Source organism: Acidovorax sp. CF316, assembly GCF_000276605.1.
In the GTDB taxonomy this organism is placed as follows: domain Bacteria; phylum Pseudomonadota; class Gammaproteobacteria; order Burkholderiales; family Burkholderiaceae_C; genus Acidovorax.
Genome location: NZ_AKJX01000017.1, coordinates 1 through 22637 on the forward strand (window position 1 = coordinate 1; position 22637 = coordinate 22637).

At 68.9% G+C, this 22637-nt stretch carries 24 protein-coding genes; 15 read left to right on the forward strand and 9 right to left on the reverse strand.

Annotated elements, in window-relative coordinates; all coding sequences use genetic code 11:
* The 4 genes from folK to hda form a co-directional block, all read right to left on the reverse strand.
* On the reverse strand, positions 1 to 492 hold a 492-nt coding region (gene folK / locus PMI14_RS02145), incomplete at its 3' end, for a 2-amino-4-hydroxy-6-hydroxymethyldihydropteridine diphosphokinase (RefSeq protein WP_007848940.1).
* 14 nt (positions 493 to 506) lie between these two features.
* Positions 507 to 2150, reverse strand: coding sequence for a polynucleotide adenylyltransferase PcnB (gene pcnB, locus PMI14_RS02150; RefSeq protein ID WP_007848941.1), 1644 nt, complete (start codon positions 2148 to 2150; stop codon positions 507 to 509).
* Positions 2147 to 2851: an HAD family phosphatase gene (locus PMI14_RS02155; RefSeq protein ID WP_007848942.1), complete on the reverse strand. Its 705-nt coding sequence runs from the start codon at positions 2849 to 2851 to the stop codon at positions 2147 to 2149. Before PMI14_RS02155 ends, pcnB begins: the two co-directional genes overlap by 4 nt.
* A gap of 42 nt (positions 2852 to 2893) precedes the next feature.
* Complete coding sequence (hda, locus tag PMI14_RS02160; protein WP_007848944.1) at positions 2894 to 3595, reverse strand: DnaA regulatory inactivator Hda; 702 nt, start codon at positions 3593 to 3595, stop codon at positions 2894 to 2896.
* A gap of 270 nt (positions 3596 to 3865) precedes the next feature.
* Between hda and PMI14_RS02165 the strand changes: the two genes are divergently transcribed.
* From PMI14_RS02165 to PMI14_RS02175, 3 genes are all read left to right on the forward strand, one after another.
* Complete coding sequence (locus PMI14_RS02165; protein WP_007848947.1) at positions 3866 to 5083, forward strand: MFS transporter; 1218 nt, start codon at positions 3866 to 3868, stop codon at positions 5081 to 5083.
* Between the two features lie 75 nt (positions 5084 to 5158).
* Positions 5159 to 6202, forward strand: coding sequence for a phosphoribosylformylglycinamidine cyclo-ligase (purM, locus tag PMI14_RS02170; RefSeq protein ID WP_035202055.1), 1044 nt, complete (start codon positions 5159 to 5161; stop codon positions 6200 to 6202).
* Positions 6203 to 6216: 14 nt separating this feature from the next.
* Positions 6217 to 7362 carry an AI-2E family transporter gene (locus PMI14_RS02175; RefSeq protein ID WP_007848952.1) on the forward strand — a complete coding sequence of 382 codons (1146 nt, stop codon included), beginning with the start codon at positions 6217 to 6219 and terminating at the stop codon, positions 7360 to 7362.
* A gap of 8 nt (positions 7363 to 7370) precedes the next feature.
* Here PMI14_RS02175 and PMI14_RS02180 read toward each other — a convergent pair whose 3' ends face one another.
* On the reverse strand, positions 7371 to 8477 hold the full coding sequence (locus tag PMI14_RS02180) for a PHB depolymerase family esterase (RefSeq protein ID WP_007848954.1): 1107 nt from the start codon (positions 8475 to 8477) through the stop codon (positions 7371 to 7373).
* Positions 8478 to 8761: 284 nt separating this feature from the next.
* Between PMI14_RS02180 and PMI14_RS02185 the strand changes: the two genes are divergently transcribed.
* The 6 genes from PMI14_RS02185 to PMI14_RS02210 all read left to right on the forward strand — a co-directional run bounded on the left by PMI14_RS02185 (position 8762) and on the right by PMI14_RS02210 (position 12745).
* The gene (locus tag PMI14_RS02185; RefSeq protein ID WP_007848957.1) at positions 8762 to 9328 is read left to right on the forward strand and encodes a cysteine hydrolase family protein; all 567 of its coding nucleotides are present in this window, start codon (positions 8762 to 8764) and stop codon (positions 9326 to 9328) included.
* Positions 9329 to 9342: 14 nt separating this feature from the next.
* Complete coding sequence (locus PMI14_RS02190; RefSeq protein ID WP_007848960.1) at positions 9343 to 10125, forward strand: carbon-nitrogen hydrolase family protein; 783 nt, start codon at positions 9343 to 9345, stop codon at positions 10123 to 10125.
* 37 nt (positions 10126 to 10162) lie between these two features.
* A complete protein-coding gene (locus PMI14_RS02195; protein WP_007848961.1) occupies positions 10163 to 10792 on the forward strand; it encodes a DJ-1/PfpI family protein in 630 nt (209 codons plus the stop codon).
* Positions 10774 to 11778 (forward strand): GlxA family transcriptional regulator, encoded by a 1005-nt coding sequence (locus tag PMI14_RS02200; RefSeq protein WP_007848963.1) that lies wholly within the window; start codon positions 10774 to 10776, stop codon positions 11776 to 11778. Before PMI14_RS02195 ends, PMI14_RS02200 begins: the two co-directional genes overlap by 19 nt.
* Before the next feature lie 62 nt (positions 11779 to 11840).
* Positions 11841 to 12365 (forward strand): GAF domain-containing protein, encoded by a 525-nt coding sequence (locus tag PMI14_RS02205; protein WP_007848964.1) that lies wholly within the window; start codon positions 11841 to 11843, stop codon positions 12363 to 12365.
* A complete protein-coding gene (locus PMI14_RS02210; protein WP_007848966.1) occupies positions 12362 to 12745 on the forward strand; it encodes a hypothetical protein in 384 nt (127 codons plus the stop codon). Before PMI14_RS02205 ends, PMI14_RS02210 begins: the two co-directional genes overlap by 4 nt.
* Positions 12746 to 12777: 32 nt before the next feature.
* Here PMI14_RS02210 and ppk2 read toward each other — a convergent pair whose 3' ends face one another.
* On the reverse strand, positions 12778 to 13692 hold the full coding sequence (ppk2, locus tag PMI14_RS02215) for a polyphosphate kinase 2 (protein ID WP_007848967.1): 915 nt from the start codon (positions 13690 to 13692) through the stop codon (positions 12778 to 12780).
* Positions 13693 to 13863: 171 nt separating this feature from the next.
* On the opposite strand from ppk2, the gene PMI14_RS02220 reads away from it, so the two are divergent.
* A complete protein-coding gene (locus tag PMI14_RS02220) occupies positions 13864 to 14922 on the forward strand; it encodes a transporter (RefSeq protein ID WP_007848970.1) in 1059 nt (352 codons plus the stop codon).
* 65 nt (positions 14923 to 14987) lie between these two features.
* A complete protein-coding gene (locus tag PMI14_RS02225) occupies positions 14988 to 15830 on the forward strand; it encodes a hypothetical protein (protein ID WP_007848971.1) in 843 nt (280 codons plus the stop codon).
* Positions 15831 to 15867: 37 nt separating this feature from the next.
* Here PMI14_RS02225 and PMI14_RS02230 read toward each other — a convergent pair whose 3' ends face one another.
* Both PMI14_RS02230 and murJ read right to left on the reverse strand, forming a co-directional pair.
* Complete coding sequence (locus PMI14_RS02230) at positions 15868 to 16719, reverse strand: SirB1 family protein (RefSeq protein WP_007848975.1); 852 nt, start codon at positions 16717 to 16719, stop codon at positions 15868 to 15870.
* Positions 16720 to 16808: 89 nt separating this feature from the next.
* Positions 16809 to 18374, reverse strand: a complete 1566-nt coding sequence (gene murJ, locus PMI14_RS02235; RefSeq protein WP_035202058.1) for a murein biosynthesis integral membrane protein MurJ — start codon at positions 18372 to 18374, stop codon at positions 16809 to 16811.
* Positions 18375 to 18658: 284 nt separating this feature from the next.
* Between murJ and rpsT the strand changes: the two genes are divergently transcribed.
* On the forward strand, positions 18659 to 18958 hold the full coding sequence (gene rpsT, locus PMI14_RS02240; protein WP_007848982.1) for a 30S ribosomal protein S20: 300 nt from the start codon (positions 18659 to 18661) through the stop codon (positions 18956 to 18958).
* 207 nt (positions 18959 to 19165) lie between these two features.
* On the opposite strand, the gene PMI14_RS02245 is transcribed toward rpsT, so the two are convergent.
* On the reverse strand, positions 19166 to 19504 hold the full coding sequence (locus tag PMI14_RS02245; RefSeq protein WP_007848984.1) for a DUF3579 domain-containing protein: 339 nt from the start codon (positions 19502 to 19504) through the stop codon (positions 19166 to 19168).
* 257 nt (positions 19505 to 19761) lie between these two features.
* Between PMI14_RS02245 and PMI14_RS02250 the strand changes: the two genes are divergently transcribed.
* The 3 genes from PMI14_RS02250 to PMI14_RS02260 are packed head-to-tail and all read left to right on the forward strand — an operon-like array spanning position 19762 to position 22592.
* Positions 19762 to 20958 (forward strand): aspartate aminotransferase family protein, encoded by a 1197-nt coding sequence (locus PMI14_RS02250; protein WP_007848986.1) that lies wholly within the window; start codon positions 19762 to 19764, stop codon positions 20956 to 20958.
* 33 nt (positions 20959 to 20991) lie between these two features.
* Positions 20992 to 21900 carry an ornithine carbamoyltransferase gene (gene argF / locus PMI14_RS02255; protein WP_007848987.1) on the forward strand — a complete coding sequence of 303 codons (909 nt, stop codon included), beginning with the start codon at positions 20992 to 20994 and terminating at the stop codon, positions 21898 to 21900.
* Between the two features lie 11 nt (positions 21901 to 21911).
* Positions 21912 to 22592, forward strand: coding sequence for a hypothetical protein (locus PMI14_RS02260; RefSeq protein WP_007848990.1), 681 nt, complete (start codon positions 21912 to 21914; stop codon positions 22590 to 22592).
* The last annotated feature ends 45 nt before the right edge of the window (positions 22593 to 22637 follow it).

Sequence of the window (22637 nt, forward strand, 5' to 3'; positions counted from 1 at the left end):
GCGGCTGGCGCCTGCCACTGGCCAGAGCAGGGTGTCTGTGCGCTCGATGCGCTGGTCGGCAACGGCCGCCAGCTGGCCCGGCGTGACGCGCACGGGCGCGATCTCGGACAGGGGCAGCAGCACGAAGGCGCGCTCGCCCATGCGCGGGTGCGGCACGGCGAGGGTGGGGGTGGCGATGGACTCGTCGCCGTAGAGCAGGATGTCCAGGTCCAGCGTGCGCGGCGCATTGCGGTACAGGCGCTCGCGGCCCGCGGCCGCCTCGATGGCCTGCAGGGCCTGCAGCAGGGCCGTGGGCGACAGCCCGGTGGCCAGTTCGGCCACGGCGTTCAGGTAGTCGGGGCCATCGGCATCCACGGGCGCGCTGCGGTACAGCGAGGAGACCTGGCGCACCTGCGTCTGCGGCAGGGCGGCCAGGGAGGCCAGCGCCTGCTGCAGCGCGGCGCCCCGGTCACCGAGGTTGGCGCCCAGGCCGATAAAGGCCGCGACAGCCATGCCGGCGTGCGCGCTCACTGGGCCGCAGGCGCGGCAGAGCCTTCACCGCCACCACCGCCTGTGGGCTTGCGGCGACGGCGGCGGCGCTTCTTGGGGGCGCTGCCATCGGGTGGCACGGCATCGCCGCCGTGGTCCGGCCCGAAGTCGTCCCCCTCGTCCTGCCCGCCGTCAGCGGAGGCCGCACGCGGTGCACGCGGCTTCGGTGCTTGAGTCGCCTGGCCTTCGCCCGTGGGCGCCGCCTTCACCCGGCGCGCCGTGGGCTGGCCCACGCGCTGGCGCGCCTTCTGCTCTTCACGGGCCTGGTCCATCAGGTCTTCGCGGCGGTCATCGTCGGCGGCCTGGAAATCCTGCCACCATTCGGCCAGAGCTTCGCCGATCTCGCCCACGTCGGCGCGCAGGCGCAGGAAGTCGAAGCCGGCACGGAAGCGCGGCTGCATGACCATGCCGAACGGCGTGCTGCCCACGCGCTTTTCGAAGCGCGGCTGCATGACCCAGATCTCGCGCATGTCGGCCGCCAGCTTGCCGCGGCCCGAGACGTCGCCGATGCGCTTGTCGAACACCTCGTCGATGGCCTCCTGCAACGCGGGCAGGGCATGCTGGCGCTGGTTGGTCATGCGTGCATCCCAGCCGTTGCGCACGTCTTCCCACAGCACGCAGGCGAGCAGGAAACTCGGTGCGACGGGCTTGCCCTCGCCCACGCGGCGGTCGGTGTCGGCCAGGGCGGCGCTCACGAACGGGGTGTCGGCACGCTCCACCGCCACGTCCAGCAGCGGGTAGATGCCCTTGGCCATGCCGAGCTTCTTGAGCTGGGCGATGGTGGCGATGGCATGGCCGGTCTGCAGCAGCTTGAGCATCTCGTCGAACATGCGGCTTTGCGGCACGTCGGCCAGCAGGGTCTGCGACTGCACCAGCGGCGCGGCCGTCTTGGCCTCGATGGTGAAGCCCAGCGCGCTGAGCTTGGCCGCGAAGCGCACGGCGCGGATGATGCGCACCGGGTCTTCGCGGTAGCGCGTGGCCGGGTCGCCGATCATGCGCAGCGTCTTCTTCTTGGCGTCCTGGATGCCCTTGTGGTAATCCACCACGACCTGGCTGACCGGGTCGTAGTACATGGCGTTGACGGTGAAGTCACGGCGCGTGGCGTCCTCGTCCTGCGGGCCCCAGACGTTGTCGCGCAGCACGCGGCCGCTGGCGTCCACGGCATGCTGCATGCCCGACAGCTGCTGCTTGCTGGTCTTCTCGTTGCCCGCGACCTGGCCGGCCGCGGCGTTGTCCAGGTAGGCACGGAAGGTCGAGACCTCGATCACCTCGTGCTCGCGGCCGCGGCCGTGCACCACGTGCACGATGCGAAAACGCTTGCCGATGATGAAGGCGCGGCGGAACAGCCCCTTGACCTGCTCGGGCGTGGCATTGGTGGCCACGTCGAAGTCCTTGGGGCGCAGGCCCAGCAGCAGGTCGCGCACCGCGCCGCCCACGATGTAGGCCTCGTAGCCGGCCTGCTTGAGCGTGGCCACGACCTCGGCGGCCCGGCGGTCCACCAGCTCGGGGTTGATGCCGTGCACGGTGGCAGGCACCTCTTCGCGCTTGCCGAAATGCGGCTTGCCGCCCGAGGTGCCGGGCGTCGATTTGCCCAGCAGTTTGTCGATGAACTTCTTGATCATGGGTGTGCAGTAAACAGGTCCAGTATGCGCCAGCCGCGCTCCTGGGCCAGCGCCCGCAGGCGCGGGTCGGGGTTGGTGGCGACGGGGTGGTCGACCTTTTCGAGCAGGGGCACGTCGTTCATCGAGTCACTGTAGAACGTGCTTTCAACATCGCCCCAGGTGAGCCGGCGCTCGGCCAGCCACTGCTCCATGCGCGTGACCTTGCCCTCGCGCATGGTGGGAACGCCGTCGATCTCGCCGGTGTACCAGCCGTTCGCACCGCGCACCAGCTGCACGGCCAGCAGCTGCTGCACGCCGAGCGCCTGGGCGATCGGCGTGGTGACGAACTCGTTGGTGGCGGTGACGATCAGCACCTCGTCCCCGGCGGCGAGGTGCTGCTGCACCAGGGCCAGGGCCTGGGGTTTGATCGCCGGGGTGATGACCTCGCGCATGAACTGCTCGTGCGCGGCGGCTGCCGCCTCGGGGCCACGCAGGCGCACGGCCTCGGTGGCAAAGCGCACATAGTCGTGCACGTCGAGGGTGCCGGCCTGGTAGTGGGCATAGAACTCGCCGTTGCGGCGCGCGAACTCGACGGGATCGTTCCAGCCGATGCGGATGGTGAACTCACCCCATTCGTAGTCGGAGTCGAGCGGCAGCAGCGTGTGGTCCAGGTCGAACAGCGCGAGCCGGTGGCGGGTGGCCGGGGAATCGGGGGTGGTCATTCGGTCAGGTGCCGGCCGGCGCCGGCAGGTGGCTGTGCGTGCTCATTCGGACTCGAGCATCGCCTTGAGCAGCGGGATGGTGATGGCGCGCTGGGCGCGCAGGGCGTAGGCATCGAGCTGGTCGAGCAGCTGCATGAGGCTGCCCAGGTCGCGCGAGAAGCGGTTGAGCATGTAGTCCATGACATCGTCGCTCAGGAACACACCGCGCGCGTCGGCCTCCTGGCGCAGCACGGCGCGGCGCTCGGGCTCGCCCAGCAGTTGCAGCTGGAACACATGGCCCCAGCCCAGGCGGCTGCGCAGGTCGTCGCGCAGCGGCAGGTCGGCCGGAGGCAGGTCGCCTGCGGCCAGGACCCAGCGCTGGCTGCCGCTGGCCGGGCTGATGGCGTTGACGAACCAGTTGAAGGCCATGGCCTGCTGGGCGGTGCTGTACAGGTGCACGTCGTCCATGAGCACGGCGGACCAGGCCTCGTCGAACTCGGGTGGCTCGCCCACGGAGGGGTCGAGCCAGCCCACGGCGTCGCCCTGCTCGCGCAGCGTCTGGCGCACGGCATTGAGCAGGTGCGACTTGCCGCTGCCCGATTCGCCCCAGATATAGGTGGGCACGGGCGAGCGGCTGGCCGGGTTGCTGCTGCCCACGCCGGCGGCCAGGCGCAGGTGTTGCAGGGCAGCCTCGTTCGGGCCGGCGAAGAAGCGGGAAAGCGTAGGCCCCGTGGCCAGGCCGATGTCGAGCGCCAGTTGCTTCATGCGCGGCACCCGGGCGGCAGGGGCCAACCCGTGGCGGTGGGTGCAAGAGCGGCGGGCAGGGAAAGGATCAGCAGCGGCATCACAGGTGGCATTGAAAGTGTCCGGCCGTAGGTGACTGCGGCGGAACGCGGCGGAGGTAGCGGCACAAGGCCGATGCGTTGCCCCGGGGGTCCTTCGGCGAAAGATCCCGGCAGCGACAATATGGCCGATTTTAGTCTCCTGTCGGCGTCGCCACGCGGCGCACCTCCATTGCCATCCACCAAGCCCCCCATGGCCGACCTTCCGCCCCGCCCCCGACGCCTTCCCGCCAGCATCTGGGCCCTGGGATTCGTGAGCCTGCTCATGGACATTTCCTCCGAAATGATCCACAGCCTGCTGCCCGTCTTCCTGGTCGCGGCACTCGGGGTGAGCATGCTCACCGTGGGCATCATCGAAGGGGTTGCCGAGGCCACGGCACTGGTCCTCAAGGTGTTTTCGGGGGCGCTGAGCGACTGGTGGGGGCGCCGCAAGCCCCTGGCAGTGCTCGGCTACGGGCTGGGTGCCCTCGCGAAACCGCTGTTTGCCCTGGCCTCCACCGTGGGTTGGGTGGTGGCGGCCCGGCTGCTGGACCGCGTCGGCAAGGGGATTCGCGGCGCACCGCGCGACGCCCTGGTGGCCGACCTCGCGCCGCCCGGCATGCAGGGCGCCGCCTTCGGCCTGCGCCAGTCGCTCGACACGGTAGGGGCCTTTCTGGGCCCGCTGATCGCCATGGGGCTGATGTTGCTCTGGGCCAACGATTTTCGCGCCGTGTTCTGGGTGGCCGTGCTGCCTGCCGTGCTGTGCGTGCTGCTGTTGCTGGTCGGCGTGCGGGAGCCCGAGCGCCCCGCGGGCACGCCCCGCACCAACCCGATTCGCCGCGAGAGCCTGCGCCGCCTGGAGCCACGCTACTGGTGGGTGGTGGCGCTGGGCGCCGTGTTCACCCTGGCCCGCTTCAGCGAGGCCTTCCTGCTCCTTCGCCTGCAGCAGGACGGACTGCCGCTGGCGTGGACGCCCCTGGTGCTGGTGCTCATGAACCTGGTGTTCGCGCTCGGTGCCTATCCACTGGGCCGGCTGTCCGACCGGATGAGCCACACCACGCTGCTGGCCTGGGGGCTGGTGGTGCTGATCGCCGCCGACGCCCTGCTGGCCTGGCGCGGCCACGGCGTGCTGGCCTGGCTGGGCATTGCCCTGTGGGGGCTGCACATGGCCATGACCCAGGGGTTGCTGGCCACCATGGTGGCCGCCACCGCCCCGGCCGACCTGCGCGGCACGGCCTTTGGCATGTTCAACCTGGTCAGCGGCGGGGCACTGCTGGTGGCCAGCGTGCTGGCGGGCCTGCTGTGGGACCGGTGGGGTCCGGGCGCCACGTTTGCCGCCGGAATGCTGTTTGCCGCCCTGGCGCTGGCCGGCGTGCTGCTGCAGGCGCGCCGGGCCGCACGTGCGCCAAAGCCCCCGGCCGGGCAGGGCTGAGCGACCGGCGCGGCGATGCCCCTTAAAATCCCCGGATTCCAGCCCGCCCTGCGGGCCTACCAGCCCACACCCTCCATGAGCTCTTCCGCGACCCCCACTCCCCTTTCCTACAAAGACGCCGGCGTTGACATCGACGCAGGCGACGCGCTGGTCGAACGCATCAAGCCCCTGGCCAAGAAGACCATGCGCGAAGGTGTGCTGGCCGGCATCGGCGGCTTCGGCGCGCTGTTCGAAGTACCCAAGCGCTACAAGGAACCCGTGCTGGTCTCCGGCACCGACGGCGTGGGCACCAAGCTCAAGCTGGCCTTCGAGTGGAACATGCACGATACCGTGGGCATCGACCTGGTGGCCATGAGCGTCAACGACGTTCTGGTACAGGGCGCAGAGCCGCTGTTCTTCCTCGACTACTTCGCCTGCGGCAAGCTCGACGTGGACACGGCAGCCGCCGTGGTCGGCGGCATCGCCCGGGGCTGCGAACTGAGCGGCTGTGCGCTGATCGGCGGCGAAACCGCCGAGATGCCCGGCATGTACCCCGCCGGCGAATACGACCTGGCCGGCTTTGCCGTGGGCGCGGTCGAAAAATCGAAGATCCTCACGGGCCAGAACGTGCAGCCCGGGGACGTGGTACTGGGCCTGGCCAGCCACGGCGTCCATTCCAACGGCTTCAGCCTGGTGCGCAAGTGCATCGAGCGCGCCGGCGCCGACACCCCTGCCACGCTGGACGGCAAGCCTTTCAAGCAGGCCATCATGGAGCCCACGCGCCTGTACGTGAAGAACGTGCTGGCCGCGCTGGCCGCCCACCCCATCAAGGCGCTGGCCCACATCACTGGCGGCGGCCTGCTCGAGAACATCCCGCGCGTGCTGCCCGAAGGCACGGCCGCGCACCTGCAAAAGGGCAGCTGGCCCCAGACCGAGCTGTTCGCCTGGCTGCAGAAGACCGCGGGCATCGACGACATCGAGATGAACCGCACCTTCAACAACGGCATCGGCATGGTGGTGGTGGTGGATGCCGCCAACGCCGCCGCCACGGCCGCCACGCTGGCCGCTGCCGGCGAGAAGGTCTACACCATCGGTGCCATCGCACCGCGTGGTGACGGCGCCGCCGTGGTCGTTGCCTGAGACGGCCCAGCGCCATGGCGCAGCCACCGCTGGAACCGCCTGAAGCGGGCACCGACATCGTGCCCGCACCCCTGCCCGACACGCCTGCCGTGCCGGCCACCCTGTCCGGGGCAGACCGTCCGCTCCCTTTCGGCCCGCTGCCCCGCGGCGTGGCCCTGGCCAGCTACCTGCTGATGGCCGGCGCGCTGCTGCTGGTGATGTGGCGCAACCTGCTGCCTGGCCTGCTGTGCGTGTGCCTGGGCTTCCTGGCCACCCGGGCGCTGGCGCGCTGGCTGGCGCGACTGGCCCAGCGCCGCGGGGCGCCGCAGGCCACGGTGCTGCCGCGCATGGCCGAACTGGCCGCCGCAGCCGTGGTGATGCTCTCGCCCCTGGTGCTGCTGGCCATCGGTGTCACCCATTCACGCGGCTACCTGGTGGAGGCGCCCCAGCAGTACCGCGAACTGCTCGACTACATGGCGCGCACGGTGCTGGAGCTGCGCCTGAAGCTGCCGGCCGACATGGCCAGCCACCTGCCCGAGGGCGCGGCGGAGATCCAGCGCATCATCGCCAGCTACCTGGGGGCCAAGGCCGGCGCCCTGGCCATGGCCGGGCGCGCCTGGCTGGCCGGGCTGCTGTTTGCCTATGTGGGCCTGCTGATCGGCGCGCTCGCGGCCGTGCGGCCGCCGGCCCCGCCGCGCGGGCCCCTGGCCATCGCCCTGCAGCAGCGCATCACCCTGCTGGGCGAGGCCTTCCGCCAGATCGTCGCGGCGCAGTTCTGGATCGCCAGCTTCAACACCCTGCTCACGGCGCTGTTCCTGCTGTTCGTGCTGCCCATCTGGAAGCTGGAGCTGCCCTACACCCCGGTGCTGATCACACTGACCTTCGTGGCCGGTCTGGTGCCCATCGTCGGCAACCTGCTGTGCAATGCGGTGATCACCATCGTGGGCCTGTCGGTGTCGCCGCTGGCGGCCGCGGCCTGCCTGGGCTTTTTGATCCTGATCCACAAGGCCGAGTACGTGATCAACGCCAAGGTCGTGGGCCGGCGCACGCACATGGGCGTGTGGGAATTGCTCAGCGTGATGTTCGTGGCCGAGGCAGTATTCGGCCCCGCCGGGTTGGTAGCGGCCCCGCTGTTCTACGCCTACCTGAAGAAGGAACTGGTTGCAGCGCGCCTGGTGTGAGCAATCGCTCACTTTTGCATGAACTGGCGCGAAACAAAGGCCCAGACCAGGGCCGAGGCATCCGGCCCCGCCGGATCGCTGTAGGGTAGATCGGCCGTGCCACCGCTCCAGGCGTGGCCCAGGCCGAGGATTTCGCGCACCACCACCACGCTGCGCGAACGCGCCCGGTATTCCGTCACCCGCATGGCATGGCGCTTGCCGCGCTGCAGCGTGCGCGCCATGCCCTCGCGCGCGCCCAGCGACTCGGCCCAGAGCGCAGCCGTGGCCGCGGCATTGCGCGAGGACACGACGTTGTCCGCATCGCCGTGCAGGATCATCAGGGGCGGCAGCCGCGGCAAGGGTGTGCCGTCGATGCGCAGGCCCGGCACCAGGGCGCTGGCACCCGGCGGATCGGGCAGGTGCGCCTCGCGCTTGCCGTGCATGGCGGCCATGGCCGTGGCAGCCGATTCGGCCGTGCCGGGGGCCACGCCCGAGTGCATGGCCACGGCGCAAAAGCGCTCCGGGTAGGTGGCGCCCAGCAGGGCCGCCATGCTGGCGCCGGCCGACAGGCCCGCCACCGCCACGCGGTCCAGGTCCACCGGATGGCGGCGCGCCACCTGGTCCACGGCCGCCAGCAGGGTGGCGGCCTCGGCGTCGGCCTTGCCATTGCGGCGTTCGAACCAGTTCCAGCAGCCATGGGCATTGGCCAGCCGCTCCTGCTCGGGGTAGAGCACCAGAAAGCGCTTGCGCGCCGCCAGCCGGTTCATGCGCGAACTGAGCGCCAGGTCGCGCCCGGTCTGGCCACAGCCGTGCAGCATGACCAGCAGTGGTAGGGTCTCACCCTTGCCGAGTGCCAGGCCGGGGGGAATGTAGAGGTGAAAGCGCCGCGCACCGGCAGGCCCGGGCGCAATGCCGGCCAGCCACTCGCCCGCCACCGGCCGGGGCTTGCGCGGCCGGGGTGCCACCGTGCGCAAGCGCGGCATGGGCTGGGCCGCCGTGGCCAGCCTGGGCACGGCCCTGAGGGCCTTGGCGGCCTGCTTGCGCATGGGCTTGGCCGCCTTCTCGAAGGCCTTGAGGTTGCGCTGGTAGGCGCGGGTGAGCGCGGACAGCGAGAAGAGGCGAGAGCGGCGGGCCATGGGCAGATGTGCGGGTGCTATCCATATATAGGGAAAACCCTATACACCATAGCAGCTTATGGCTTCACCCGCCTGACGCTATCCAATCAATAGCAAGCAGGCCTTTGCCTTGAAGCCACTCGACCTGAAAACCGGGGTATTTGGCAGATGGACGACCTCCACCATCGCCGCTCACCCCTAAGTCATGGCGGAAATTGATCGATAGATGTCCAGGCCTGTTGGGACGGTACGATTTTTCAGGCGGAAGATACGTGGATTGCAACCCGAAGCCGAAGGCCACTCCCATGAAAAACTGTCTGATTGTGATTGATGTGCAGGAATCCTTCCGCCAGCGCCCCTATTTCACGGCGGACGATCTGCCAGCCTACCTGGCGGCGCAGAACGCGCTGATCGAGGGCTGCGTTGCGCAGGGCATCCCCGTGGTGCGCGTGTTCCACAGTGAAGGCCCGGCCGATGCCAGCAATGCCTTCGCCATCGAATCCGGCCATGTGCGGGCGCTCGACGGGCTGGCCGCCTTCGACGCGGCGGCCACCTTCACCAAGTCGCGCCACAGCGCGCTGGTGGGCACGGGCCTGGATGTCTGGCTCACGCGCCATGGCATCCAGCGCCTCATCGTGAGCGGCATCCGCACAGAACAGTGCTGCGAGACCACCACGCGCCATGCCTCGGACCTGGGCTGGGAGGTGGACTATGTCGTGGATGCCACGTTGACCTGGGACATGGTGCAGCCCGATGGCCGCACCCTGCCCGCTGCCGACATCAAGGCCCGCACCGCCACCGTGCTGGCAGGCCGCTTCGCCACGCTGCGCACGGTGGACGAGGCCCTGGCGGCCGCCGCGGCCGCGGGCTGAGCCGGGAGACCGACATGCGCGCCACCGTCTGCGAGCTGCCCTGCCAGCCCACCCTGCTCGAGGCAGCCTGGGAGGCCCTGGCCGACCATGTGCGCAGTGAGCGTTCCGAACTCGTGCTGCTGCCCGAATTCGCGTTCGTGGAACCGGTGTGGGAATCCACGCCGTTCGAACCCGCGCGCTGGGCCGCCGCCGTCGCGCTGAGCGATGCCTGGACGGTCCGGCTGCACGAACTGGGCGCCGCCCGGGTGGTGGGCGCCCGCCCGGTCACCGTGGATGGGCGGCACTACAACGAAGGCTTTGCCTGGTCGGACGAGGCCGGTTACCAGCCGCTGCGGCGCAAGTTCCATCTGCCCGAGGAGCCCGGCGGCTGGGAGGCCACCTGGTTCGAGCGTGGCGATGCCGAGTTTGCGCGCTTCACGGCCGGCCCCCTGGGCTTTGGGCTGAGCATCTGCACCGAGCTCTGGGCGCTTGAAACCTATGCCCGCTATGCGGCCCTGGGCGTGGAGGCCATCCTCTCGCCGCGCGCCACCGCCGCGGCGACCACCGCCAAGTGGCTGGCCATGGGCACCGTGGCCGCGGTGCGCACCGGCGCCTACAGCCTCTCGTCGAACCGGGTCGACCACGCCGCCGGCACCTACGGCGGTGCCGGCTGGGCGATCAGCCCCGACGGTGCCCTGCTCGCCCGCACCAGCGCGGACCAGCCCTTCTGCACGGTGGACGTGGACCCGGCGCTGGCCGCAGCCGCCCGCAGCACCTACCCGCGCTATGTCTTCGCCCCGACAGCGCCGCGGCGCTGAGCCCCCTTCTTTCCCTTTGACCGCCACTGCCCCACCCATGACCACCGTATCCCCTGACCAACGCCCCCTGCAAGTCTCCATCCTGGTGTTCGACGATGTCGAAGCCCTGGACCTGGGCGGCCCCTACGAAGTCTTCACCACGGCCTGCCGCATGCAGCAGCGCCTGCAGCCCGGCGCGCCCACGCCCTTTGCCGTGCAGTGCGTGGCGCGCAGCCTGCAGCCCGTGCAGGCGCGCGCCGGCCTGCGCGTGCTGCCCGATGCCGACTTCGCCACGGCCGCCGCCCCCGACCTACTGATCGTGCCGGGCGGAGTGGTCGATGCAGCCGCCGCCTGTACCGAGACGCGCGCCTGGGTGGCCCGGGCCGCCGCCGGTGCACAGATCACGGCTTCGGTCTGCACCGGCGCCTTCATCCTGGCAGCGGCCGGCGTGCTGACCGAGGGGCCGGCCACCACGCACTGGGAGGACATTGCCGACCTGCGCACGCAGTTCCCGGCGCTCGACGTGCAGGAGAATGTGCGCTGGGTGGACCGCGGGGCATTGGTCACATCGGCCGGAATCAGTGCCGGCATCGACATGTCCCTGCACCTGGTCACGCGCCTGGCGGGCCGGGCGCTTTCCGAGCGCACCGCCCGCCAGATGGACACGCCATGGAACCCCAGCCCCTGACACCGCACGCCCCGATCCACGTCTACTTCGCACTGCTGCCCGGCAGCCTGGTGCTGGACTGGGCCGGCCCGGCCGAGGCGCTGCGCATCGCCAACCAGCTGCTGCGCGCCCAGGGCCAGCCCGAACGCTTCGTGCAGCATTTCACGGCCCCCACGCCGCAGGCGGTGACCTCGGTGGGGGCCATGCTGACGGGGCTGGAACCCCTGCCCTGCCCCCTGCCCCAGCCGGCCTGGGTGGTGCTGGTGGGACTGCCGGGCAAGTCCATCGCGGTGGACAACAGCGAGGCCCGCGACCTGCTGCACTGGCTGCGCGGCATGCGCCTGGCCACGGGCCGGCTGGAGCTGGTCACCATCTGCGCGGGTGCCGTGCTGGCCGCGCACGCGGGCCTGCTGGCCGGCCGGCGCGCCACCACCCACCACCAGCACCTGGGCGAGCTGGCCGAGGTGGACCCGCATTGCGACGTGGTGGCCAACCGCGTGTTCGTGCACGACGGCGCCCTGCACAGCAGTGCGGGCGTGACCACCGGCATCGACCTGATGCTCTACCGCATTGCCGACGCCTGCGGCCCGGCGATTGCCGCCCAGGTGGCCCAGACCATGGTGGTGGCCCTGCGCCGTGGCCCGCAGGACCCGGAGCTCTCGCCCTTCCTGCACCACCGCAACCACCTGCACGGGGCCCTGCACCGCGTGCAGGACGCCGTGGGCCAGCAGCCCCAGGCGCCCTGGAACGTGACCGCCATGGCCGAGGTGGCGCACACCTCGCCGCGGCACCTGAACCGGCTGTTTTTGGAGCATGCGGGCATCGCGCCGCTGGAATACCTGCGCCGCATCCGCCTGGCCGCTGCCGAGGCGGCCCTGCAATCGGGCCACAACGTGACGCAGGCCGCGGCGCTGGCAGGCTTCAGCTCGGACACGCAGCTGCGCCGCGCCTGGCACCAGTTCGGCCGTCCCGGCACACCGGCACGGGAGGTCGTGACCCGCCACTGACCGCAGGCTTGCGCTATCGCGGAACATAATGGCATTCCGTGCGTTTGGAATGCCTGATCGACATGCAAGAGCCGCCCACCCCTGCCAACGAAAACGAGCGCCTGCAGGCCCTGCGCCAACTGCTGATCCTGGACACGCCGCCCGAGGAGCGGTTCGACCGCATCGTGGCCTTCGCCGCGCAGGAATTCGACATGCCCATCGCGCTGATCTCGCTGATCGACGCCGAGCGCCAGTGGTTCAAGGCGAAGGTAGGGCTGGATGCTCCTGAAACGGCACGCGACATCTCGTTCTGCGCCCATGCCATCCTCAAGGACGAGACCATGGTCGTGCCCGACGCCGCGAAAGACCAGCGCTTTGCCGACAACCCGCTGGTGACCGGCGGGCCGGGCATCCAGTTCTACGCCGGCGCCCCGCTCAAGCTGCCCAGCGGCGAGAGCATCGGCACCCTGTGCATCATCGACCAGCAGCCGCGTGACCTGGACCGGGTGGACTTGGCCATCCTGGCTTCGCTGCGCGACCTGGCGGTGGAGGAGCTCATGCGGCGCCATGCCGAGCCAGCGCCTGACAACGAGGATCGGAATCCATGAGCGGCGCAGCGAAGGGCATCCTGCTGGTGGAGCCCAGCATGCTGACCGGCAGCATCATCGTTTCCACCGCTCGGCAGTTGTCGCTGCCCGAAGTGCGGCAGGTGGCGAGCGTGCGCACCGCGCAGCAACAGCTGGCGCAGCGGGATTTTGCAGGCGTCATCGTGTCGCTGGAAGAACGGCAGGAGGCCGTGCAGTTGCTGGAAAGCGTGCGCGCCTCGCAGTTGGCCGTGGCCTCGTCCGTGCCGGTGGCCGTGACCACCTCGGAGGTGGACGCCACCACCGCAGAGCAGATGAAGGCGCTGCGCGTGCGCCGCGTGCTGCTCAAGCCCTTCAAGGTGAAGGATGTGATCTCCACCATCGAGTTGCTGAGGAACACCTGACCGGCCTCGCCGCACACCTGCCCGGCGCGGCCTCAGTACGAATCAGGGACATACATGTTGGCGGGAACCGGCTGCCGCAGGTATTCGGGGTTGCGCACGCGCTCGGGAAGCACCACAGGGGGATGGGGTACATCTTCATAGGGAAACTGCGACAACAGGTGCGAGATGCAGTTCAGGCGCGCCTTCTTCTTGTCCACGGCCTGCACCACCCACCACGGGGCCTCGGGGATGTGGGTGCGCTCGAGCATGGTTTCCTTGGCCTTGGTGTAGGCCTCCCAGCGGATGCGGCTTTCCAGGTCCATGGGGCTGAGCTTCCATTGCTTGAGCGGGTCGTGGATGCGACCCAGGAAGCGCAGGTGCTGCTCTTCGTCGGTGATGGAGAACCAGTACTTCACCAGCGTGATGCCCGAGCGCACGAGCATCTTCTCGAACTCGGGCACGGTGCGAAAGAACTCCTCGTACTCGTCGTCGGTGCAAAAGCCCATGACGCGCTCGACGCCGGCACGGTTGTACCAACTGCGGTCGAACAGCACCATCTCGCCGGCAGCCGGCAGGTGCGCCACATAGCGCTGAAAGTACCACTGCGTGCGTTCGCGGTCGTTGGGTGCGGGCAGTGCCGCCACGCGGGCCACGCGCGGGTTCAGGCGCTGGGTGATGCGCTTGATGACGCCGCCCTTGCCGGCCGCGTCGCGGCCCTCGAACAGGATCACCACCTTCTGGCGGCTGTGCTGCACCCAGTCCTGCAGCTTCACGAGCTCGCCCTGCAGGCGGAACAGCTCCTTGAAATACAGCTGGCGCGCATGCCTGTCGGTCGGCACCAGGTCACCGACATCGTCCACGTTGCGGTCCTCGATCTCCAGCTCCAGCTCTTCGTCGTAGCTGTCGATCAGGTCGTTGGCGATGCGCTGCATCAGGTCCTGTGCATCGATGGGGGCGTTCTGGAACATGGCGTCGGAGGGGCAGATAAGGGGTTTCCCATGATGCGCCCGCCCGGTGACAAATGCATGACACCCACATGAAGTGTCACACCGCTGTCATGCGGTAACAGCAATATCGGCAGCCATGTGCTGGCACGTCCCGCCACCGTGGCGACTTTTCCGCTCCTTTTCCCGCTTTCCATGAATGCACCCGCCGCCAGTACCGCAGGACAGAACTATGGGGGCGATGCCGCAGGCCTGATCTGCGGCTACCGCATGGGCACCCTGGGTGCGCCACAGGCCATCGACTCGGTGGAGGCCGCGCAGTGGCTGCAGTCGCTCGGCCAGCCGCCCGCCATCCCGGCCGGGGACGGCGAGGCCCTGCCCTTCGTCTGGCTGCATTTCAACCTCAGCCACACCCAGGCGGTGCGCTGGATGGAGCGCCATGCCGGGCTGCCCGACGCCTTTTTCGAGGCGCTCAAGGACGGCTCGCACTCCACCCGTATCGAGCGCGACGACGACACGCTGATCGCCGTGCTCAACGACGCGCATTTCGATTTCGCCTTCGAGCCCTTCGACATCGCCACGCTGTGGATCAGCGTGGCGCCCCAGCTGGTGGTGACGGCCCGGGCCCACCCGCTGCGCTCGGTGGACGCGCTGCGCACCGCCGTGCGCAATGGGCATTCGCCACGCTCCAGCGTGGCCCTGCTCGAACAGCTCATGCGCACCCAGGCCGGGGGCCTGGTGGACATCGTGCGCGGCGTCACGCAGCGCATCGACCGCATCGAGGACGAGCTGCTCGCCAGCCGGCTGGACCACAAGCGCGCCCGCCTGGGCGTGCTGCGCCGGCTGCTGGTGCGCCTGCAGCGCCTGCTGGCACCCGAGCCCGCGGCCCTGTTCCGCCTGCTGCAGAACCCGCCGGCCTGGATGGGCGCCGAGGATGCGCAGGAGCTGCGCGATTCGACCGAGGAGTTCTCGGTGGTGCTGCGCGACATGCAGGGCCTGCAGGAGCGCATCAAGCTGCTGCAGGAAGAGGTCGCCGCCAACGTGCAGGAGGCCAACAGCCGCAGCCTGTTTGTGCTGACCGTGGTGACGGTGCTGGCGCTGCCCATCAACATCCTGACCGGCCTGCTGGGCATGAACGTGGGTGGCGTGCCGCTGGCCGACAGCCCGCACGGCTTCTGGATCATCGTCGGCCTGCTGGTGGTGTTCATGCCGGTGGCGGCCTGGATCGCCCTGCGCGGACCCCGGGACCAGTAGGAGCTGCCGCAGGGCGGCCCATTACAATCCCGCCCCTTGCCCTGCTCCCCGGATTTCGCGCCACCATGAACATCGTCGTCAACGAAGAACTCAAAGCCTACATCGATCCCCTGACCCGCGACGAGCACGACGCCCTGGAACGCAGCCTGCTGGCCGAGGGCTGCCGTGATGCCCTGGTGCTCTGGGGCGATGTGCTGGTGGATGGCCACAACCGCTACGGCATCTGCCAGAAGCACGGCCTGCCTTTCCAGACGGTGCAGAACACGCATTTCCAGAGCATGGAAGACGTGCACCTGTGGATGATCGACCAGCACCTGGGCCGCCGCAGCGTCTCGGACTTCCAGCGCGGCGTGCTGGCCCTGCGCAAGCGCGAGATCGTGGCCGCGCGCCGCAGCCGCGCCGCCGCCATCCCGTCCGAGCCGGTGGACGAGGCCGACCTGCCCTGGTCTTCCGATGGCCCGGTAGCCGCGCCCCCGCCGCCCGCTCCCGAGGCGGACGTGCCCTCCGAGAGCCTGAGCAGCCGCGAGGCGATTGCCCGCGCAGCGCGCCTGAGCAGCAGCCAGGTGGTGGCCATCGAAAAGATCCAGAAGCAGGCAGCACCCGAACTGGTGGCAGCCGTCAAGTCCGGCACCATCTCGCTGGCCACGGCCGCCACCGTGGCCACCCTCCCGGCCGAGGAGCAGGTGGCTGCGGCCAAGGGCGGCAAGGACGAGCTCAAGCAGGCCGCCAAGCGCGTGCGCGATGCCAAGCAGCGCAAACCGCGCGAGGACAAGGAAGCCGCGGACGAAGCCCCCGCGCAGGAATCGGCTGCGGCCAGCGGCGAACTGCAGGCCCTGCGCCTGCGCGTGGCCGAGCTGACCGCCGAGAACGAGGCGCTGCGCGCCGAACTGGCCCGGCTGCAGGGCTGAGGCCGACAGCCAGCCCGGCGCGAAAAACGGTTCGCGCCTATTCGTTCGCGCTGCGCAGGGCGCCGAGCCGTTCCGTGACGTGGTCGATGTCCAGGCCATCCTCCACATGCTGGAGGTAGGTTTCCAGGTCGAAGATGGCCTCGGTCAGGTTGCCGCGCTCGGCGTGCGCGAGCCCGCGATCGCGCCACTCGCCCCAGGCCTCGGGCTGCAGCACGATCAGGCGGTCGAGCACCGCGATCAGGCGCTGCCAGTCCTGCTGGGTGCGGTGCACCTCCTTGAGGTTGCGCAGCATGCGCGCGATGATGTCGCGCGGCGTGGCCGCCTGCAGGTACAGGCCCAGCGGCACGTCGTAGTCGTCGATGAGGCCGTTGCGGCGCTTGTAGGGTTCGAGCCGCTCGCCCAGCTCCTCGCGGCTCAGGGACTGGCCGGTGATCGGGTCCAGCACCACCTGCCCCTTGGGCAGCAGCACCTTGACCATGAAATGCCCCGGGAAGGCGATGCCGCGCGCATGCAGGCCCAGGCCCTGGGCCAGCTCCATCCACAGCACGGCCAGGCTGATGGGAATGCCCCGGCGCGTGCGCAGCACGGCATTGAGGTAGCTGTTCTCGGGGTCGTAGTAGTTGTTGACGTTGCCGCCGAACCCCATGTCGGCAAAGAAGAACTGGTTGAGCGTGCGCAGGCGCTGCAGCGCGGGCGCATCGGCCGGCAGGCGGCGCTTGATGCGCGCCTGCAGCTGGTCCATGTCGCCCAGCAGCAATTGCACGTCGAATTCGGGGTACTCGTCCTGCGCCAGGCTTGCGGCAGCCTCCAGCAGGGGGAAATGGTCATCGCTTTGCACCAGCGATGCAAAGTACTCCAGCGAGGTCGGTACGGTCAGGCTCAGTGGCATGGCAAGGTTGTAAGGTTCTGCCCCCGCCGCGTCAAGCTGCAAAAGTCACGCGGTAGAGGGTTATTTCGCTTCGCCACCGGTCTGCCGGTTCAGCGCCGCAGCATCTTGCGCAGCTTGAGGCCCGCCGCCCACAGGGCGCCGAAATACAGCGCGGCCGAGGCCCCCATCAGCAGTGCCAGCAAACCGATGCGCTGCCATTTGGCACTGCGCATGGCGACCCAGTCGAAATGCTGCGACGACCACACCAGCAGCAGCGTCAGCAGCGCGCTGGCGGCCACCACCTGCAGTGCAAAACGCCACCAGCCCGGTTGCGGCTGGTAGCTGCCGCGGCGCAGCAGGCCGATCAGCAGCCACAGCGCATTGATCAAGGCACCCAGGCCGATGGACAGGGCCAGGCCGGCGTGCGCGATCCAGGGCACGAGCGCGATGTTGAGCAACTGCGTGATGACCAGCACCGAGATGGCGATCTTCACCGGCGTGCGCACGTCCTGGCTGGCGTAGTAGCCCGGGGCCAGCACCTTGATGGCCACCAGGCCCAGCAGGCCCGCGCCGTAGCCCGACAGGGCCATCGCGATCTGGCCCACGTCGCCGTCGGCCAGCTTGCCGTAGTGGAACAGCGTGGCCACCAGCGGCTTGGAGAAGGTGAGCAGCGCCATTGCACAGGGCACGGCCAGCAGCACCACGATGCGCAGGCCCCAGTCGAGCATGGCCGAGTATTTCTCGGCATCGCCCGCGGCCTTGGCGGCCGTGAGCTGGGGCGTGAGCACCACGCCCAGGGCCACGCCCAGCAGCGCGGTCGGGAACTCCATCAGCCGGTCGGCATAGAACAGCCAGGTGACGCTGCCCGGCGCCAGGTAGGACGCTATCTGGGTGTTGATCATCAGCGAGATCTGCGCCACGCCCACGCCCAGCAGGATGGGGCCCATGAGCGACAGCACCTTGCGCACGCCCGGGTCGGCCCAGGCCGTGCGGATGGCGCGCCAGCTGACGCCGATGCGCGGCAACAGGCCCATGCGCGCCAGCACCGGGATCTGCACCGCCAGCTGCAGCACCCCGCCCAGCAGCACGCCGCCGGCCATGGAGTAGATGGGCTCGATGCCGCGCGCCTCGAGCTGGGGGGCGCCCAGCAGCGCCGCGCCGATCATCGACAGGTTGAGCAGCACGGGCGAGGCCGCCGGCACGGTGAAGTGCTTCCAGGTGTTGAGCACGCCGGCCGACAGCGCCACCAGCGACATGAAGCCGATGTAGGGGAACATCCAGCGCGTCATGAGCACGGCGGCGTCGTAGGCCTCGGGGCTCTGGCGCATGCCGCTGGCCAGGGCCCAGACCAGCACCGGAGCCCCCACCACGCCGAGCACGCAGGTCAGCAGCAGCACCCAGGCCAGGGCCGTGGCCACGTTGGCGATGAGCACGCGCGTGGCGTCCTCGCCCTGCTGGGCCTTGGAAGTGGCCAGCACCGGGATGAAGGCCTGGCTGAACGCCCCCTCGGCAAAGAAGCGGCGAAACAGGTTGGGAATGCGGAAGGCGACGTTGAAGGCGTCCGTCAGGGCGTTGGCCCCGAAGAAGGAGGCCATCAGGAGATCGCGCGCCAGGCCCGTCACGCGGGAGGCCAGGGTCAGCAGGGAGACGGTGGAGGCGGCTTTGAGCAATGACACCGCCGGGAGTGTATGCGCTGGCGGGCGCACGGCGGCCGCAGCGGGGGTGGGCAGGGGAGGTGCCAAGGGATCTTCCGAAGGGGGATAAAAGAGGCAGTGTGCAAAGGCCCCGTGAGGGCAGGATGAAGTTTGCAAGGCCCGTGGGAAGCGGCTGCCGGCGTTGCACCCGCTTACCAAAAGCCCTTCCGCGCCCCTCCAGGTGCCGCTCTCTAGGCTTGGCTGGCCGTCTGGGCTATAATCGCGGGCTTTGCTGGCATCATCCTCAGACCTTAAGGAAACACACAATGGCATCCGCTAAACCCAAGAAGAAGAACCCGCGCCTGGCGTCGGGCCGCAAGCGCGTCCGTCAGGACACGAAACTCAACGCCGCGAACACCTCGCTGCGCTCCAAATACCGTACCGCTGTGAAGAACGTCGAAAAGGCTGTTCTGACCGGCGACAAGACCAAGGCGACCGAACTGTTCGCCAAGATGCAAGCCGTGGTGGACTCCGTGGCCGACAAGGGCATCTTCCACAAGAACAAGGCTGCTCGCGACAAGAGCCGTCTGTCTGCCAAGGTGAAAGCCCTGGCCCTGGCCGCCTGACCCTCTTCAGGCAAACAGCCCGAACGGCCCGCGCCGTTCGCCGTTTGTAACGGGTGCGCTGCCAGCAAAAAAAACGAGAAACCGCCCTCTGGGCGGTTTTTTCGTTTCCGGGCTCCGAATGCGGGGCGGCCAGTACCGTCCAGGCACAAAAAAAGCCCCGAGGGGGCTTGGTTCGCATGCACGAGGGGGGCACAGAAGCCCGGCGCCTCAGGTCTTGGCGGCGGGAGGGGTGGGGATGGGGGCGTCCGGCACCAGGCAGGCCTCGACCACCTGCAGGTTGTTGTCGCGCGCGAAATTGACGACGAAATCCCAGGCCATGGGCTCGTGGTCGCGCAGGTCGCGGTGCACCACCACGCATTTCACGCCATCGAAGGTGGTGGGGATGCACCAGGGCGAGTAGCTCAGGTGGCTGCCCGGCCGTGCTCCGCCCGGGCGAAAACTGCTCATCACCCCCGCCAGACGCTCGGCCCAGTCGCTGGGACGGAAGGTTTTCCCGTCATGGGTAACGCCTTGGATGAAGATCTCTTTGGAGGTGGGGGAAACCATCGGGTCGAAGTGTAATGGACAGCCTGCAACCACAGGATCACTGCATGCTGCACTGCAACCATGGATTCTAACTCTTATATAAGAGCTACCCCTCTAAACCTGACTGGAGGGCATGGCATCACCGGCCGAGCGCATTGCAGTGATGCGCAATCGTCAACAGCGGGTCATCGCATGGCCCCTAGAATCGTGCTTCGCTTTTCGGGTGGGCCAGACAACCGGGCCACCCACTTTTCACCGCACCGCCAGGAGATTTCTGCATGACCGCTTTCATTGAGGCCGCCTCGCCCCACGTGATGAACACCTATGGCCGCGTGCCCATCGCGCTGGCCCGCGGTCAGGGCTGCCGCGTGTGGGACGTGAACGGCAAGGAATACCTCGATGGCCTGGGCGGCATTGCCGTGAACACCCTGGGCCACAACCACCCGCAGCTGGTGCCCGCGCTGCAGCACCAGATCAGCCAGATCATCCATTCGTCCAACTACTACCACGTGCCCGGCCAGGAAGCCCTGGCCGCCAAGCTGGTGGAGCTGTCGGGCATGACCAATGTGTTCTTCTGCAACTCGGGCCTGGAGGCCAACGAGGCGGCCCTGAAGATCGCGCGCAAGTACGGCGTGGACAAGGGCATCACCAAGCCCGAGATCGTGGTCTACGAGAAGGCCTTCCATGGCCGCTCCATCGCCACCATGTCGGCCACCGGCAACCCCAAGATCCACAACGGCTTCGGCCCGCTGGTGGAAGGCTTCGTGCGCGTGCCGCTGAACGACATCGAGGCCATCAAGCAGGCCACCGAGGGCAACCCCAACGTGGTGGCCGTGTTCTTCGAGACCATCCAGGGCGAAGGCGGCATCAACCCGATGCGCGTGGAGTACCTGCAGCAGCTGCGCACGCTGTGCGACGAGCGCGGCTGGCTGATGATGATCGACGAGGTGCAGTGCGGCATGGGCCGCACCGGCAAGTGGTTCGCCCACCAGTGGGCCGGCATCGTGCCGGACGTGATGCCCCTGGCCAAGGGCCTGGGCTCGGGCGTGCCGATCGGCGCTGTCGTGGCCGGCCCCAAGGCCGCCAATGTGCTGCAGCCTGGCAACCATGGCACGACCTTCGGCGGCAACCCGCTGGCCATGCGCGCCGGTGTGGAAACCATCCGCATCATGGAAGAGGACGGTCTGCTGCACAATGCAGCCACCGTGGGTGAGCACCTGAAGGCCGCGCTCGTGCGCGAACTGGGCAGCCTGCCCGGGGTCAAGGAAGTGCGCGGCCAGGGCCTGATGCTGGGCGTGGAACTGGACAAGCCCTGCGGCGTGCTGGTGGCCCAGGCGGCCGAAGCCGGCCTGCTGCTGAGCGTGACGGCCGACAAGGTGATCCGCCTGGTGCCCGCGCTGATCCTGTCCACCGCCGAGGCCGACGAGATCGTCGCCAAGCTGGTCCCGCTGGTCAAAGCCTTGCTGGCCGAATAAACCCTGGGCGCGCACGGAGCGCGCCGCAATGCCATGAAACATTACCTGCAGTTCAACGATCTCAGCGCCGACGAGTACACCTACCTGTTCGAGCGTGCCGCGCTCATCAAGAAGAAGTTCAAGGCCTACGAAAAGCACCACCCCCTGGTGGACCGCACGCTGGCCATGATCTTCGAGAAGGCCAGCACCCGAACGCGCGTGAGCTTCGAGGCCGGCATGTACCAGTTGGGCGGCAGCGTGGTGCACCTGACCACGGGCGACAGCCAGCTCGGCCGCGCCGAGCCCATCGAGGACAGCGCCAAGGTCATCAGCCGCATGGTGGACCTGGTGATGATCCGCACCTACGAGCAGAGCAAGATCGAGAGCTTTGCCGCCAACTCGCGCGTGCCGGTGATCAACGGCCTGACCAACGAGTACCACCCCTGCCAGATCCTGGCCGACATCTTCACCTTCATCGAGCACCGCGGCTCGATTGCGGGCAAGACGGTGGCCTGGGTGGGCGACGGCAACAACATGGCCAACACCTGGCTGCAGGCAGCGGCGCTGCTGGGCTTCAAGGTGCATGTGAGCACACCGCGCGGCTACGAGGTGGACGAGAAGCTGGCCGGCGCCACCGCCGGCAGCTACCAGTTCTTCAGTGACCCGCTCGAAGCCTGCAAGGGCGCCGACCTGGTGACCACCGACGTGTGGACCAGCATGGGCTACGAGGCCGAGAACGAAGCGCGCAAGAAGGCCTTTGCCGACTGGCGCGTGGATGCCGAAATGATGGCCGTCGCCAGGCCCGATGCGCTGTTCATGCACTGCCTGCCTGCACACCGCGGAGAAGAAGTGGAAGCGGACGTGATCGATGGGCCCCAATCGGTGGTCTGGGACGAGGCAGAAAACAGGATGCACGCGCAAAAGGCACTCATGGAGTACCTGCTGTTGGGCAAGGTCGCCTGAGTTCATTCACCATGCCCTGGCGCCGCCAGCCTGCCCACTGCGCCGAATTGCTGGCGCACTGGCAGGCCTTGGGCCGGGACCTGGGCCACGACAGGCCCGCCTGGCGCAGCGAAGGCCGCCGCCTGGTGCTGGCCTGGGCGCGCTGGCCACGCGCCTACCATGGCACCACGCACCTGTGGGCCTGCCTGCGCCACCTGCAGGCAGTGCAGGCCGCCGAGCCCGGCGCGCTGCAGCAGCCGCATGCCGTGGCACTGGCCCTGTGGTACCACGACGCCGTGTACCGCCCGTGGGGCGGGCTGAACGAAGAGCGCAGCGCCGACTGGGCCAGCCGCTTTCTGAACGCCCAGGGCCTGCCGCCCGCGCTGGTACAGGCGGTGCACCAGTTCATCCTGGACACGCGCCACAACCCCGGCCCGCTCGGCGGCGATGCGCAGTGGGTGGTGGACATCGATCTGGCGGTGCTGGGCCAGAGCGACGCGGTGTACCGCCAGTTCGAGCGCAATGTGCGGCGCGAGTATTTCTTCGTGCGCTGGCCGCGCTATGTGGCGGGCCGCAGCGCGGTGCTGCGGGGGTTTCTGGAGCGGCCACGTATCTACGGCACCGAGTGGTTCCACGATCGCCATGAGGCGCAGGCGCGCGCCAACCTGGCGAACGCCCTGGCAGCACTGGCACAGGGCCGGCTGTACGGCTGAAACCCGACGCGATCACCCTGGCAAGCGGCCCGGCGGCAGACCGCT